Consider the following 15204-nt stretch of genomic DNA (forward strand, 5'->3'; position numbering starts at 1 on the left):
AATAGAGCGCCTGGAAACCCGATTTTGCAAGGCCATTGCCAGCCGGACGCGAGACCATGTCCTTCACGTTCGATCAGGAGGAGAATGCCATGGGCCCGTTCCCGCACGATTCCGCCCCGCCCGCCATTTCCGAGGCCAACCCGATGGGCACCGACGGCTTCGAGTTCGTCGAATACGCCCACCCCGAGCCGGAAAAGCTCGGCGCGCTGTTCGAGACCATGGGCTTCACCAAGGTGGCGAAGCACCGCTCCAAAGCGGTGACGCTCTATCGCCAGGGCGACGTCAACTTCGTCGTCAACGCCGAGCCGGATTCCTTCGCGCAAGGTTTCGCTGCCGCGCACGGCCCCTGCGCCTGCGCCATGGCCTTCAGGGTGGTCGATGCCAGGCACGCCTTCGAGCGCGCCGTCTCGCTCGGCGCCGAGCCCTATGAGAGCCGCGTCGGCCCGGGCGAGCTTGCCATCCCCGCGGTGAAGGGCATCGGCGGCTCGCTGCTCTATTTCGTCGAGCGCTATGGCGAGAAGGGCTCGATCTGGGACGTCGACTTCGAATGGCTCGGCGAGCCAGACCCGCATCCCGAGCAGGCCGGGATGTATTACCTCGACCACCTCACCCACAACGTCATGCGCGGCCGCATGGACCATTGGGCCGACTGGTACGGCAAGCTCTTCAATTTCCGCGAGATCCGCTTCTTCAACATCGAGGGCAAGCTCACCGGGCTGATCTCGCGCGCTTTGACCTCGCCCTGCGGCAAGATCCGCATCCCGATCAACGAGTCGCTCGACGACAAGAGCCAGATCGAGGAGTACCTGCGCCAGTACAAGGGCGAGGGCATCCAGCATGTCGCGCTCGGCGCCCGCGACATCTATGCCAGCGTCGAGAAGCTGCGGGCGAACGGCCTGCCCTTCATGCCCGCGCCGCCCGCGACCTATTACGAGAAGGTCGACGCCCGCGTGCCGAACCATGGCGAGCCGGTCGAGCGGCTCAAGAGCAACGGCATCCTGATCGACGGCGAGGGCGCGGTCGCGCTCGGCGAGAAGGCCGGCCGGATGAGCAAGGTGCTGCTGCAGATCTTCTCCGCCACGGTGGTCGGCCCGATCTTCTTCGAGTTCATCCAGCGCAAGGGCGATGACGGCTTCGGCGAGGGCAATTTCCGGGCTCTCTTCGAATCGATCGAGGAGGACCAGATCCGCCGCGGCGTGCTGAAGCCGCAGGCGGCGGAGTAGGGCCCCCGCGTCATTCTCGGGCGAAGCGCAGCGCAGACCCGAGAATCTCAGGACGAGAAGGCGCCGGCCAGCGCCATTCCGGAAAGAGATGCTCGGGTCTTCGCCCGAGCATGACGGCGTCCGCTCACGCCGCCAGCTTCGGCGCGGTCATCGCCTCGCGCAGCGCCTGGGCGAAATGCCGCGCTGCCAGCCCGGCCTGCGGCGCGATCACCAGCGCGACCGAGAGCTCGAACAGGCCCGGCAGATTCTCGGGCGAACCGAGGCGGCGCAGGGTCGCCGGAGCGGCGCTCTCGGTGATCGCCGTGACGCACAGGCCCGCCTCGACCGCCGAGAGCAGGCCGGCCATATGCGAGGACGAGAACACCAGCCGGTGCGGCCGGCCCGCGGCTTCGAGCGCCCCGAGGATGCGCGGCCTGGCCCGGCAGCCCTCGTTGAACAGGCCGAGCGGCAAGGTCTCCTCCAGCTCGGGCCGATGGCCGCGCGCCGCGACCCAGACCAGCGGCTCGCGCCGCAGCCGTTCGCCCTTCGGCCGGCCCGGATCCTGGGTGATCACTGCAAGGTCGAGCTCGCCGGCGGCGACCGCCGGCTCGATCCGCTTCGAGAGCTCGCAATGCACCTCGATCTCGACGCGCGGATGCTCCTCGGCAAAGCGCATGATCAGCGGGCGCAGATAGGCGTCGACATAGTCGTCCGGCAGGCCGATGCGCAGCCGCCCGGTTGCCTTGTCGCCCTCCAGCTCGGCCCGCGCCTCGCGCTCGACGGCGAGCAGCCGGCGCGCATGGGCGAGCAGCCGCTCGCCGGCCTGCGTCGGCGTGACGCCGCGGCGCGAGCGCTCCAGCAATTGCCGGCCGAGCGTCGCCTCGAGGTCCTGAATCCGGCCCGAGATCGCCGATTGGGTGCGCCCGAGCCTCACGCCGGCCGCGGTGAAGCCGCCGGTCTCGGCGACCGCGACCAGCATGGCGAGCGCGTCGAGATCGAGATGGGTGGGCATGCGGGTCTCCATCGGAAACGCCAATAGATGAATCAGAATAATCCGTTTTTCCGATTGCAGGAAGCATCTTATATCGGCGGGTATCAAGACAGCCCTCATCCTGAGGAGCGATCGCGGATCGCGTCTCGAAGGATGGTCCAGCGCCCTCTGGATCATCCTTCGAGACGCCGCTCTCGCGGCTCCTCAGGATGAGGGCTCGCACGCAGCGACCGAAAGCCGACCATGTCCGCCCCCGGCCTCACCCTTTCCGACCGCCCGGCGTCGCCGGCGCTCGGCATGTTCCTGATCCTGATGCTGGGCGCGACCTGCATCGGCTTCTCCGGCATCTTCGTGCGCTTCGCCGATGTCGGGCCGGCGGCGGCCGGTTTCTGGCGCGTGCTCTTCGCGCTGCCGGTGCTCGGCGCCTGGATGGCGCTGGAGGATCGGCGCGCCGGAGCGGGCCGCGTCAGACCGGGCGCCATGTGGCCGATCGCGCTCGCCGGCCTCGCCTTCGGCGTCGACGTCATGCTCTACAATGCCTCGCTCGGCTTCACGACCATCGCCAATGCCTCGCTGCTCGGCAATCTCTCGCCGGTCGGCGTCATCCTCGGCGGCTGGCTGCTGTTCGGCGAGAAGCCGACGCGGCGCATCCTCGGCGCGCTGCTGCTGGCGCTCGGCGGCGCCGGCATGCTGGTGCTGCCGAAGCTCTCCGGCGCGGCGCCGGCCGCCCCCGGCGCCCTGCTCGGCGACACCCTCGCCATCGGCGCCGCCTTCTCCTATGCCGCCTATATCCTTGCCGTGCGCCGCGCCCGCAACCGCGCCGCGGCCGGGCGCATCGGCCTGATCTCAAGCGCGATCTGCGCCGTCTTCTGTCTGGTTGCCGCCTTCGCCCTCGGCGAGACCGTGCTGCCGCAGAGCCTGACCGGCTGGCTCGCCGTCGCCGCGCTCGGCCTGGTCTCGCATGCCATGGGCCAGGGCCTGATCACCCTGGCGCTCGGCCATTACGGCGCCAACGCCGCCTCGCTGGTCATGGTCTGGCCGGCGCTGGTCTCGGTGCTCGCCGCCTGGGCGATCTTCGCCGAGCAGCCATCGCCGGCGCAGGCCTTCGGCGGCGTCGCGATCCTGGCGGCGGTGCTGATGGTGCGGAAGGGATAGGCCCGGGCCTCTCCCTTCCCGGACGCGGCAACCCGCCCGCTCAAGCACCTGTCGCATAGCGCAGGATCACCGTTCCGTTCTTCAAGGGGCGGCTCTCCAGCAGGTCGAGCTTCCGCCTTTCCGCGCCGGCCTTGAACAGCGGCGTGCCGGCACCGAGCTGTACCGGCACCACCGCCAGCATCAGCTCGTCGATCTGGTTCGCCGCGAGCAGCGAGTCGACCAGCTCGGCACTGCCGAAGACGAGGACATCTTTGCCCGCGGCAGCCCGCAGCTTGGCGATCTCGCTTATGATATCGGCGGTGACGCGGGTGTTGTTCCAGTCGGAGCTCTGAACGCTGCGCGAGGCGACGAGCTTGGGCAGCGCGTTCATGTAGCGCGTGACCTCGCCGTCATCGGCTGTCGCCCAGTAGGCCTTCATGCCGTCATGTGTGACGCGGCCGAAGACGAGGCATTGAGCGCGCTGGCCGAACTCCTTGCTGAGCGCATCCAGCTCCTCGCCCCAGGCGTCGTTGTGAAACGAGAGGTCCCATTTCTCCGTGCCCTCGAAATAGCCGTCCAGCGTCACGAGGTTCCAGACGATCACCTTGGCCATCGCATCCTCCCTGCAGGCGCTCGACGGCGCCGGTCAAAACCGCTTGCGATTTGCAAGCAGTTGGCTTCTAACCAAACTGATTGTAGAATGCAAGCGGTTTTGGAGGCGCACATGAAAGAGACCGGCCGCTCGGGTTGCCCGATCAACCTGACGCTCGAAATCCTCGGGGATCGCTGGAGCCTCATCGTCCTGCGCGACATGATGTTCGGCAACCGCCGGCACTTTCGCGAGCTGCTGGCGAAATCGGACGAGGGCATCGCCTCGAACATTCTCGCCGACCGGCTGAAGCGCCTGCTCGCGAACGGACTGATCTCGCGCCGCGACGACGCCTCCCACAAGCAGAAGGGCATCTACAGCCTGACCGAGATGGCGATCTCGCTGGTGCCGGTCTTCGCCGCGATGGCCGACTGGGGCCGGCGTTTCCTGCCGGTGACGCCGGAGATGTCGGTCCGCGCCGAAATACTCGCCGAGGGTGGCCCGGCGCTCTGGGCGAAGTTCATGGAGGAGCTGCGCTTCCTCCATCTCGGCGCGCCGCAGCCGGCCCAATCCGTACTCGGCGAACTGACCGAGGCCTATCGCCTTGCGCTGGAGCGCAAGGCGCCGGCGGAAACGGCAGAAGCGGAGCCGGCCGTGGCGTGAGGTTTGGTCCGCCGCCTGCCCGCGCCGGCTTATTTTCGCGCGTGACAGATCAAAACGGCTCCTCCGACGTTTAGCCGGCAGGAGGAGCAACCATGAAACCTCATCACCTGGCGACGACCTTCGCCGCGATGCTGGCGTTGACGCTGGTGCAGCCGGGCGCTGCCCAGCAGGAGGCCGAGAGCGGCGAGGCCGCTTTCCTCAAATCGTTCGAGGGCCGCTTCAGCGGCACCGGCACCCTCGAAAATGCCGGCGGGAGCAGCCGCTCGCTGAACTGCGAGTTCAAGGGCGACCAGCAGGGCTCCCGGCTGAGCCTGAACGGCACCTGCAGGACGGCGGCCATCTTCAGCGCCACGATCCAGATCGAGCTCCGCCATGATCAAAAGACCCGGCGCTATGATGGCGGGTTCAGGGAGAGCACGGGAACGGTGGCCGACCTTTCCGGTGCGCGGCAGGGCCAGCGGCTGACCCTCGCCTTCACCGAGACGGCGGAGAGCGTCCGGCCGAACCCGCCTGCGACCCTGACGATCAGCCGGCGGCAGGACGGCATCGCGCTGACGCTGCGCGGCAGCAAGCCCGGCCAGGGGCAAAATCTCGATCTGGCGCTGAACGAGATCTGATACCAGCGGCTTCGCGTTTGAGCGATGCGGTATCCTCCCCGTCATTGCGAGCGTAAGCGAAGCAATCCAGAAGGGCTCGCTCTACGTCCCCTGGATTGCTTCGTCGCTTCGCTCCTCGCAATGACGTTCTCGCGCCTATTCCGCCGCCAGCCTTGGCGGCGGCGGGCGCGTCATCGCCTTGGCGCTGGCCTCGCCCGGGGTCTCCTCGTCATGGATCGCTTCCCATTTGCTCTCGTCCTCGGCCTTGCTGAAGAAGCGGCCGAAGGCCCAGCTCAGCAGGCGGCCGAGATCGTCCATCACCGTGTAGAAGGACGGCACGAACACGAGCGAGAGCACGGTCGAGACGATCAGCCCGCCGATCACCGCGATCGCCATCGGCGCGCGGAACTCGCCGCCATCGCCGACGCCATAGGCGGAAGGCAGCATGCCGGCCGCCATGGCGATGGTGGTCATCACGATCGGCCTTGCGCGCTTGCGGCCGGATTCGATCAGCGCCGTCATCCGGTCCTTGCCGCGCGCCACCTCCTCGACCGCGAAATCGACCAGCATGATCGCATTCTTGGTGACGATGCCCATCAGCATCAGGAGGCCGATATAGACCGGCATCGACACCGGATTCTGGGTCGCGAGCAGGGCGATGACCACGCCGCCGAAGGAGAGCGGCAGCGAGAGCAGGATGGTGATCGGCTGGAAGACCGAGCCGAACAGCAGGATCAGCACGGCGAGCACCAGCATCAGCCCGGTGGTCATCGCCGTGATGAAGCCCTGCACGACCTCGCCCTGGATCTCGGCGTCGCCGGTGGCGGCGATGCGCACGCCCTCGGGCAGGCCGACCTCCTTGACGATCTCCTCGAACTTGCTTTGCGCCGTGCCGAGCTCGAAGCCGCGCTTCAGGTCGGCGCCGATGGCGGCGCGGCGGACGCGGTCATAGCGGTCGATCGAGGACGGGCCCTCGCCGAAGCCGATCTCGGCGACGGCGGTCAGCGGGATCGAGATGCCGTTGACATTGGTGACGCGCAGCGCGGCGATGTTGCGGATGTCGGTGCGCGCCGCCTCGTCGAGCTGGACGCGGATCGGCACCAGCCGGTCGCCGGCATTGAACTTGGCGAGGTTGGCGCCGATGTCGCCGATGGTCGCGACCCGGATCGCCTCGGAGATCGCCTCCGGCGTGACGCCGAGACTGGCGGCCCGCTCGAGCTTGGGCGTGACGCGCAGCTCCGGCCGGCTCAGCGAGCCGGCGGTGGCGACATTGAGATAGCCGTCGACCTTGCGCATCCGCGCCTCGATCCGCGCCACCGCCTCGTCCAGCGCCGGCCCGTCCTTGGAGAGGATCGAGAAGGCCATCTCGCGCTCGCCGCGCTCGTTGACATACCAGGCGCGGACATCGGGAACCGAGGCGAGCTTCTCGGCGATCACCGCCTTGAGGTCCTTCTGCCTGGCCTCGCGCTGGTTCTTGGGCAGCAGCAGGATCGTCACCGCGGCGCGCCGGACCTCGCGCTGGCCGGTCGGCGAGGCGCCGCCGAGCACGAAGACCTGCGTCACCTCCGGGATCTCGTGCAGCTTGTCGACGATCTTGTCGGTGGTGACGCGGGTGTCCTCCAGCGTCGCGCCGGGCGGCAGCTCGACGGAAGCCACGACGCGCGAGGTGTCCTCGTCCGGGATGAAGCCGGTCGGCAGCAGCGAGGTCGCCTGGATCGAGGCCCAGAGGAATCCGAAGCCGATCACCAGCGTCAGATAGCGAACCTTCAGCGTCGCCTTCAGCAGGCCGACATAGCCGCGCATGACGAAGCCGTCCTTGGCGTCGTGATGCTTCACCGGCTTCATCAGATAGGCCGCCATCATCGGCGTGATCAGGCGCGCGACCAGGAGCGAGAACAGCACCGCGACCGCGACCGTCAGGCCGAACTGGCGGAAATATTGCCCGGCGACGCCGCCCATGAACGAGACCGGCGCGAAGATCGCGACGATGGTCAGGGTGATCGCGATGACCGCGAGCCCGATCTCGTCGGCCGCCTCCATCGCGGCGCGATAGGGCGATTTGCCCATCTTCATGTGCCGGACGATGTTCTCGATCTCGACGATGGCGTCGTCGACCAGGATGCCGGTGACCAGCGTGATGCCGAGCAGGCTGACCAGGTTGAGCGAGAAGCCCATCAGCTCCATCACCCAGAAGGTCGGGATGGCCGAGAGCGGCAGGGCAATGGCGGTGATCAGCGTGGCGCGCCAGTTGCGCAGGAACAGGAAGACGACGAGCACGGCGAGGCCTGCGCCCTCCAGCAGCGTCTCCATCGCCGCCTTGTAGTTGCCGTAGGTGTAGGCGACGGCGTCGTCGATCGGTTTGAGCGCGATATCGGGATAGCGCTTGTTGAGCTCGTCGATCCTGGCCGAGACGACGTCCTTGACCGAGAGCTCGCTCGAGCCCTTGGAGCGGAACACCGCGAAGGTGACGACCGGCTGCTTGTCGAGCCGGCCGAAGGCGCGCGGCTCGGAATTGGAATCCTCGACGCGGCCGAGCTCCTTCAGGCGGACCTCGCGCCCGCCGGTGAGCTGGATCTTGCTCTCGGCGAGTTCGGCGACGCTGCGCGCCCCGGCCAGGGTGCGGATCGCCTGCTCCTGGCCGCCGACCTCGCCGCGCCCGCCGGCGAGGTCGACATTGGTGGCGCGGATCTGGCGGTTGACCTCGCCGGCGGTGGTGCCGAGCGCCAGCAGCCGGTCGGGATCGAGCGAGATCCGGATCTCGCGGTCGACGCCGCCATAGCGCTCGACCCGGCCGACGCCCTTCAGCCCCTGCAGTTCGCGCGCGACGACATCGTCGACATGCCAGGAGAGCTGCTCCAGCGTCATGCCGGCCGAGGCCGCGCCATAGGTCAGGATCGACTGGCCCTCGACATCGATGCGCTGGATCACCGGCTCGTCGATCTGGCGCGGCAGGTCGGCCCTGATCTTGGCGATGGCGTCCTTGACGTCGTTGACGGCCCGGTCGGTATCGGTCTCCAGGCGGAACTCGATGATCGTCGCCGAGGAGCCGTCGGTCAGCGTCGACATCACATGCTTGACGCCGGTGATGTTGGCGACCGCGTCCTCGACGCGCTTGCTGACCTGGCTTTCGAGTTCGGCCGGCGCGGCGCCGGACTGCGTCACCGTCACCGAGACCAGCGGCACGTCGATGTTCGGGAAGCGCGTCACCGGCAGCTTCGAGAACGAGAGCAGGCCGAGCACGCAGAGCACGACGAAGAGCAGGATCGCCGGAACCGGCTTGCGGATCGACCAGGCTGAGAAGTTGATGTCCATCGCCAGCCCCGTCAGTTCGTCGCGACCGGCGTGATCACGTCGCCGTCGCGCACGAAGGTGCCGGCGCGCGCCACCACGCTCTCGCCCTCGGCGAGGCCGGAGACGATCTCGGCGCGACCGTCGCCGATGAGGCCGAGCTCGACCTTCTTCGTCGTGACCCTGGCGTCCTTGACGGCCTGCACCGTGGCGCCGGCGCGCGTATAGGTGATCGCCGAAAGCGGCAGCACGACATTGGTCTTGCGGCCGGTCTCGATCACGCCGCGGGCGAAGGAGCCGAGCGCCACCGGCGGATTGTCCTTGAGCGCGATCCGCACCCGCCCGAGCCGCGAGGCCTTGTCGACCTCGGGCGCGATCAGCCGGATCTCGCCTTCCAGGGCCTGCGCCGCGCCGGCCGGCGTCACCGCGACCTTCTGGCCGATCCTGAGGCTGGGGAGCTCGACCTCGGCGACCTCGGCCTCGAGCTCGATGGCGCCGTCGGCGATGATCTTGAACAGCGGCTCGGCCGAAGCCAGCGTCGCCATGGCGCCGAGGCGGGCATTGCGACGGCTGACGATGCCGGCCTTCGGCGTCTTGATCTCGGTTCGCGCCAGCCTGACCTCGATGTCCTTGGCCTGGGCCTTCGCCAGAGCGAGGTCGGCCGTCATGATCGCCAGCGCCTGCTTGGCCGAGTTCAGCCGCGCCTGCGCTGAACGAGCGGCGGCGGAGCGCTGGTCGAAGGTCTCCAGGCTGGCATTGCCGTTGTCGCGCAGCGCCTTGGTGCGGTCGAAGGCGTTGTTGGCCTGGACGAGATTGGCCTCGGCCTCGACGATCTGCGCCTTGGCCTGGTCGACACCCGCCTCGGCGCGGTCGATCTGCGCCGCGCTCTGGCTGCGCTGCACCTCCAGCGTGGTCCGTGACAGCCGCGCCAGCACCTCGCCGGCGGCGACGCGATCGCCTTCCTCCGCCAGCAATTCGACGATGACGAAGCCGTCGATCTCGGGCGCGACGATGATCTCTTCGCGGGCAATCATCGAGCCCGAGACGACGACGCTCTGTACGATCTCGCCGCGTTTGGCGGTCGTCACCGTGATCGCGGGGCCGGCGGTCGGCTGCTGCACGGCCGCGGCCGCCGGCGCCTGGGCGCGGGCGATGCCCGGCGCAGCGGCGAAGGCGAGGAGCGACAGGGCTATGATGCTCTTGCGGGAAACGGGCATGCGGGACGCTTTCGGGTCGTTCATGGTTGCTCGCCCGATGTCGGCGGCAGCAGCATGACCTGCGCCAGCCCGCGCATCGCGGCGAAAAGGGTCTCGGCGCCGGCGGCGGCGTCGAAATCGGGGTCGACGGCGCGCCGGCAGAAGAAGCCATCGGCCATCATGAAGATCGCCTGCAGGAAGCGCGCCTGATCGAGATTGTCGGGCAGCTCGCCGCTCGCTTTGGCGGCCGTGACCGCGGCGGCGAGGCCGTGCTCGACCGTGCCGTCGATGCCGGCGCACATCTGCGCCATCGCCGGGTTGCGGGACGATTCAGCCCAGATCTGCAGGGCGATGATCGCCTTTTCGCGCGGCTTGCGGACCATATGGAGGCGCCCGAGCTCCTCGAGCTGGTCGAGCAGACGGCCCTTGGCCGGGTCGAGGTCGGCGAAGTCGGCGGCGATCTCGCTGCGATCCCGCTCGGCGATGCCGGCGACGATCGCATCCTTGGACGGGAAATAGCGGTAGAGATTGCCCGGACTCATCCCGGCTTCGAGCGCGACATCGTTCATCGTCGCGGCATGGAAGCCGGCGCGCGCAAAGACGAGCTCGGCCGCATCGAGGATGCGGATGTGGCGATCCGAGGGGCCGCGTTCGGCCGTGATCTGGTCTGCGATCTGCGACAAGGTTCGGTCAGAAAATGAGAATGAACGTTCATTCTCATTGCCTGATCCCGGCGCGCGAGTCAACGCCGGATGCGGCCGGCGGTTGCATTCCCGGCAAGGATATTCGCCAGATTGCATGCCGCATGCACCATGCGGGGCGCAGCCATACCCGCCGCGAGGCATAATCTCCTTGCCGATCCCGGCCTGCGGCCGCATTCTCCGGCGCCAGCAGGCCTGCTGCGAGATTCTGCTCGGGGGCGCGACCGACCGCCGCGATGAACGACCAGTCCTTTCGTTTCCCGACCCGCCGCCGGCTCCGCACGCGTCTCGACCGCCTGCCCCAGCCCCGCAAGCCGGTTCTGATGGTGCTGCATCAGGAGCACTCGACGGCCGGCCGCGTCGGCCGGCTGCTGGTGGAACGCGGATATGCGCTCGATATCCGCAAGCCACGCTTCGGCGATCCGCTGCCCCGGACCATGCAAGAGCACGCCGGCGCGGTGATCTTCGGCGGCCCGATGAGCGCCAACGACCCCGACGATTTCGTCAAGGCCGAGATCGACTGGATCGGAACCTGCCTCAAGGAAAAGGCGGCCTTTCTCGGCATTTGCCTCGGAGCCCAGATGCTGACCCGGCATCTCGGCGGCACCGTCTACACGCATCCGCAAGGCCGGGCCGAGGTCGGCTATTACCGGCTCGACCAGACCGAAGCTGGCAGGAGCCACGCGCAGGACGCCGGCTTCGCCTGGCCCGGCACGGTCTATCAGTGGCACCGCGAGGGCTTCGACTGCCCCAACGGTGCGCAATGCCTCGCCACCGGTGGCGATTTCCCGGTGCAGGCGATCCGCGCCGGCGAAAGGGCCTATGGCATCCAGTTCCACCCCGAGGTGACGCCGGCGATGATCTGCCGCTGGTCGGTGCGCGGCCACGAGCGCACCCTGATGCCGGGCGCGCAGCTGCGCCAGCAGCATCTCGACGGCTGGTACCAGTACGACCCCGCCATCCGGAGCTGGCTCGACGCCTTCCTCGACCATTGGCTCGAGCAGCCGGCCATCAGCCCCCTCGCCAGCTCATGAGCCGCAGCGTCCTCGTCCTCGGTGCCGGCATCGTCGGCGTCTCCTGCGCGCTCGCCCTGCAGCAGCGCGGCCTCGCCGTGACGCTGCTCGACCGGCGCGAGCCCGGTCGCGAGACCTCCTATGGCAATGCCGGGGTGATCGGCCGCTCCTCGCTGGTGCCGCTCAACAATCCCGGTCTCTACGCCAAGCTGCCGGCCTATCTCGGCAACCGCCATCCGGCCCTGCATCTCGACTGGCGCCGCGCGCTCGCCAGCCCCGGCTGGATGCTGCGCTTCCTCTGGGAAGCCCGGCCCTCGCAGGCCTCGGCCCGGATCGCGGCGATGAACGGGCTGACCGCCAGCGCGGTCGTGCGCCACCGGGCCCTGATGCAGCAGGCCGGCATCAGCCATCGCCTGCGCGAGACCGGCACGCTCAAGCTCTGGCGCAGCGCGGCGGGCGCCGAGGCCGCCCGGGCCGAGCAGGCCCTGTTCACCGCCTATGGCATCGCTTCGGAAATCCTCGACCGGCAGGGCATTTCCGCGCTCGAGCCGTCCCTGAACCCGATCTTTCCGACCGGGCTCTTCGTCGCCGCCAACGCATCCGTCGATTCGCCCGGCGCCGTCACGGCGGCCTATGCCGCCCTGTTCGCGGCGCGCGGCGGCCGCATCGTCCAGGATGAGGTCGGCGCTCTCCGGCGCGAAGGCGCGCTCTGGCGGGTCCAGACCGGGCAGGGCGTCCACGAGGCGGGCGATGTCGTGGTCGCGCTCGGGCCCTGGAGCGCCGACCTGCTCGCCCCGCTCGGGCTCGACCCGAAGCTCGATGTCGAGCGCGGCTACCACCGCCATCTCGCGCCGCAGGACGGGGCCCGCCTGTCGCGCCCGGTCTATGATGTCGACGGCGCCTATTTCATGACGCCGATGGAGGAAGGCTACCGCATCACCAGCGGCGTCGATCTCAGCGCCCGCGACGCGCCCGACCGGCTGCGCCAGATCGACAGCGTCACGCAGAGCGCGCGCGAAGCCTTTCCGCTGGGCGCGGTCATCGGCCCGACCTGGCGCGGGGCGCGGCCGACCTTGCCGGATTCGCTGCCGATGATCGGCGCCGCGCCCGGGCATGACGGGCTCTGGCTCGCCTTCGGCAACCAGCATCTCGGCTTCTCGACCGGCCCGATGACCGGCGAGATCCTGGCGGCCCTGATGTGCGGCGAGGCCCCGCCGGTCGACCCGACGCCATACGCGCCGGGGCGCTATCTCTAGCCGCCCGCTGGTTTCGCGACGAACCGCCTGGTCATTCCGGGCTCACTGCTGCGCAGCGCCCCGGAATGACGGCGCGGTCTCGGCCGCTTCCGGCTCGCCCAGCCGCCAGAACAGGCGCACCCCGCCATCCTGCATGCTCTCCAGCCCGGGCACGGCGGAAAGCAGCTTGCGGGTGTAGTCGTGCCGGGGAGCGTCGAAGATCTGGTCGCGCGTGCCTTCCTCGACGATGCGGCCCTCATGCATGACGACGACGCGGTCGGAGACCTGCTCGACGACGCCGAGATCATGGCTGATGAACAGGCAGGAGAAGCCGTGCTTGCGCTGGAGTTCGGCGAAGAGCGCGAGCACCTGCGCCCTGACCGTGACGTCGAGCGCCGAGACCGGCTCGTCGGCGATGACGAAGCTCGGCCGGCGGATGATGGCGCGGGCGATGGCGACGCGCTGGCGCTGGCCGCCGGAGAGCTCGTGCGGATAGCGCGAGGCGAAGCCGTCGCCGAGCCCGACCTCGCCCAGCACCTCGGCGAGGCGCGACTTCCTGTCGGCGGCGCCCATGCCGGGCACCAGCCGCAACGGCTCGGCCACCAGCTCGCCGATGGTCATGCGCGGGTCGAGCGAGGAATAGGGGTCCTGGAAGACCATCTGGCAGTTCAGCCGGTAGTCCCAATAGGCCGTCTCGCCGCCGCCGTTCGAGCCCTTGGCGATCGGCTTGCCGTTGAACAGGATCTCGCCGCCGGTCGGCTTGATCAGCCCGGCGATGGCGTGGCCGAGCGTGGTCTTGCCCGAGCCGGAGCCGCCGACGACGGCGACGACCTCGCCCGGCCGGACGGCGAGGCTGATGCCGTGCAAGGCGCGCTTGGCCGCCTCCTTGCGGAAGAAGCCCTGGCGGCCGCCATAATCGACGACGAGGTCGCTGACCGCGACGATCGGGGTTGCGGCTTCCGGCAGTTCGCGCGCCGGCTCGCGATGCGGCATCGCCGCCAGCAGCTTGCGGGTATAGGGATGCTGCGGCCGGGCGAGGATGTCTTCGCTATTCCCCTGTTCGACCACCTCGCCCTGGCACATCACGACGATGCGGCTGCAATAGCGCGCGACCATGCCGAGATCATGCGAGATCAGCAGCACGGCAGTGCCGTTCTCCTTGGTCAGGTCGACCATCAGTTCCATGACGTCGCGCTGGACGACGGCGTCGAGCGCGGTGGTCGGCTCGTCGGCGAGCAGCAAGGCCGGCTTCAGCAGCATCACCGAGGCCAGCATGATGCGCTGGCGCATGCCGCCGGAATACTGGTGCGGATAGGCGTTGAACGCACCCTCCGGATCGCGGATGCCGACGCGCCGCAGCATGTCGAGGATCAGCGCGCGCCGGCCGGCGGCGTCGAGCTTGCGATGCAGCGCCAGGCCTTCCTCGAGCTGGCGCCCGATCAGCATGGAGGGGTTGAGCGAGGTCATCGGCTCCTGGAAGACCATGCCGACCCGGGCGCCGCGGATGGCACGCAGGCGCTTTGGCGCCATGGTCGTGACCTCCTCGCCGTCGAAGCGGATACTGCCCGAGACAAGCCGGACCGCCGCCGGGACGAAGCCCATCACGGCGCGTGCCGCCAGCGTCTTGCCGGAGCCGGATTCGCCGACGATGCCGACGATCTCGCCCGGCGAGACGGAAAAGCCGACATCGTCGACGACGGTGCGGCCGCTCGTGCCGATGCGCAGCGTCAGGCCCTCGACCGCGAGCAGCGGCTTTGCGGCGCTCATCGCGAACCTCGCATGCGGGGGTCGAGCCGGTCGCGCAGCGCGTCGCCCAGGAGGTTGATGCCGAGCAGGGTCAGCGAGATGGCGAGGCCGGGGAAGATGCCGAGCCAGACCGCCTGGTCGATATAGGGCCGGCTGCCGGCGAGCATGTTGCCCCAGGTCGGGGCCGGCGGCGGCACGCCGAGGCCGAGGAAGGAGAGCGAGCTCTCGGCCAGCAGCACCCAGCCGAACATCGAGGTCGCCAGCACGGTCAGCGGCGCGATGCAGTTCGGCAGGACGTGGCGGAGCATGGTGAAGGTCTCGGAATTGCCCATCACCCGCGAGGCGGCGATGAATTCCTTCTCGCGCAGCGAGAGCACGGCGCCGCGCACGATGCGGGCGACCGAGGGCGCATAGGCGATGCCGAGCGCCAGGATGATGCCGTATTTGTTGGCGCCGACCACGGCGAGCAGGCCGAGCGCCAGGAGGATGCCGGGGAAGGCGAGCAGCGCGTCGTTGAAGGCCATGATCGTCCGGTCGACCCAGCCGCGGACATAGCCGGAGAACAGGCCGATCACGGTGCCGAGCGAGACTGCGAGCGCGACCGTCAGCAGGCTGATCCAGACCGAGGTGGCGGCGCCGGCCATCAGCCGGGAGAGCACGTCGCGGCCGAACTCGTCGGTGCCGAGCCAGTGCAGGCTAGAGGGCGGCACCAGCTTGGCCCGGAAGGACAGGCGCAGCGGATCATAGGGGGTCCAGAGCGCGCTGACCGAGGCGACGAGCGCGAGGAAGCCGATCAGCGTACCGCCGATCAGGGCGTTGGCAGCGGGGAGCCTCATTGCCGTCACCCTCA

13 protein-coding genes are annotated in these 15204 nt (G+C 69.0%); 6 read left to right on the forward strand and 7 right to left on the reverse strand.

Going from position 1 to position 15204, the window contains the following annotated elements; genetic code table 11:
* The first annotated feature begins 89 nt into the window (after positions 1-89).
* Positions 90-1223 carry a 4-hydroxyphenylpyruvate dioxygenase gene (hppD, locus tag V6M56_RS05530; RefSeq protein WP_332682040.1) on the forward strand — a complete coding sequence of 378 codons (1134 nt, stop codon included), beginning with the start codon at positions 90-92 and terminating at the stop codon, positions 1221-1223.
* Positions 1224-1347: 124 nt separating this feature from the next.
* Here the strand turns inward: hppD and V6M56_RS05535 are convergent, their stop codons facing one another.
* Complete coding sequence (locus V6M56_RS05535) at positions 1348-2214, reverse strand: LysR family transcriptional regulator (protein ID WP_332681939.1); 867 nt, start codon at positions 2212-2214, stop codon at positions 1348-1350.
* 222 nt (positions 2215-2436) lie between these two features.
* Here V6M56_RS05535 and V6M56_RS05540 point away from each other — a divergent pair, with 222 nt between their 5' ends.
* Positions 2437-3348, forward strand: coding sequence for a DMT family transporter (locus tag V6M56_RS05540; protein WP_332681940.1), 912 nt, complete (start codon positions 2437-2439; stop codon positions 3346-3348).
* A gap of 40 nt (positions 3349-3388) precedes the next feature.
* Here the strand turns inward: V6M56_RS05540 and V6M56_RS05545 are convergent, their stop codons facing one another.
* Positions 3389-3940, reverse strand: coding sequence for a dihydrofolate reductase family protein (locus tag V6M56_RS05545; protein WP_332681941.1), 552 nt, complete (start codon positions 3938-3940; stop codon positions 3389-3391).
* Between the two features lie 111 nt (positions 3941-4051).
* Here V6M56_RS05545 and V6M56_RS05550 point away from each other — a divergent pair, with 111 nt between their 5' ends.
* Both V6M56_RS05550 and V6M56_RS05555 read left to right on the forward strand, forming a co-directional pair.
* Complete coding sequence (locus V6M56_RS05550) at positions 4052-4579, forward strand: winged helix-turn-helix transcriptional regulator (protein WP_332681943.1); 528 nt, start codon at positions 4052-4054, stop codon at positions 4577-4579.
* A gap of 92 nt (positions 4580-4671) precedes the next feature.
* The gene (locus V6M56_RS05555; protein WP_332681945.1) at positions 4672-5196 is read left to right on the forward strand and encodes a hypothetical protein; all 525 of its coding nucleotides are present in this window, start codon (positions 4672-4674) and stop codon (positions 5194-5196) included.
* 135 nt (positions 5197-5331) lie between these two features.
* Here the strand turns inward: V6M56_RS05555 and V6M56_RS05560 are convergent, their stop codons facing one another.
* The 3 genes from V6M56_RS05560 to V6M56_RS05570 are packed head-to-tail and all read right to left on the reverse strand — an operon-like array spanning position 5332 to position 10342.
* A complete protein-coding gene (locus V6M56_RS05560) occupies positions 5332-8487 on the reverse strand; it encodes an efflux RND transporter permease subunit (RefSeq protein WP_332681947.1) in 3156 nt (1051 codons plus the stop codon).
* An 11-nt stretch (positions 8488-8498) separates the two neighbouring features.
* Entirely contained in the window at positions 8499-9680 is a 1182-nt protein-coding gene (locus V6M56_RS05565; RefSeq protein ID WP_332681950.1) for an efflux RND transporter periplasmic adaptor subunit, read from the reverse strand.
* Positions 9681-9700: 20 nt separating this feature from the next.
* Complete coding sequence (locus tag V6M56_RS05570) at positions 9701-10342, reverse strand: TetR/AcrR family transcriptional regulator (RefSeq protein WP_332681951.1); 642 nt, start codon at positions 10340-10342, stop codon at positions 9701-9703.
* Between the two features lie 254 nt (positions 10343-10596).
* Between V6M56_RS05570 and V6M56_RS05575 the strand changes: the two genes are divergently transcribed.
* Positions 10597-11394 (forward strand): glutamine amidotransferase, encoded by a 798-nt coding sequence (locus V6M56_RS05575; protein ID WP_332681953.1) that lies wholly within the window; start codon positions 10597-10599, stop codon positions 11392-11394.
* Positions 11391-12629, forward strand: coding sequence for an NAD(P)/FAD-dependent oxidoreductase (locus V6M56_RS05580; protein WP_332681956.1), 1239 nt, complete (start codon positions 11391-11393; stop codon positions 12627-12629). Before V6M56_RS05575 ends, V6M56_RS05580 begins: the two co-directional genes overlap by 4 nt.
* Positions 12630-12671: 42 nt before the next feature.
* On the opposite strand, the gene V6M56_RS05585 is transcribed toward V6M56_RS05580, so the two are convergent.
* Positions 12672-14375: an ABC transporter ATP-binding protein gene (locus V6M56_RS05585; RefSeq protein WP_332681957.1), complete on the reverse strand. Its 1704-nt coding sequence runs from the start codon at positions 14373-14375 to the stop codon at positions 12672-12674.
* Complete coding sequence (locus V6M56_RS05590; RefSeq protein WP_332681959.1) at positions 14372-15190, reverse strand: ABC transporter permease; 819 nt, start codon at positions 15188-15190, stop codon at positions 14372-14374. The genes V6M56_RS05585 and V6M56_RS05590 overlap by 4 nt, the downstream gene beginning before the upstream one ends.
* Between the last annotated feature and the right edge of the window lie 14 nt (positions 15191-15204).

Origin of the sequence: Allobosea sp., assembly GCF_036675845.1 — a bacterium.
GTDB lineage: Bacteria > Pseudomonadota > Alphaproteobacteria > Rhizobiales > Beijerinckiaceae > Allobosea.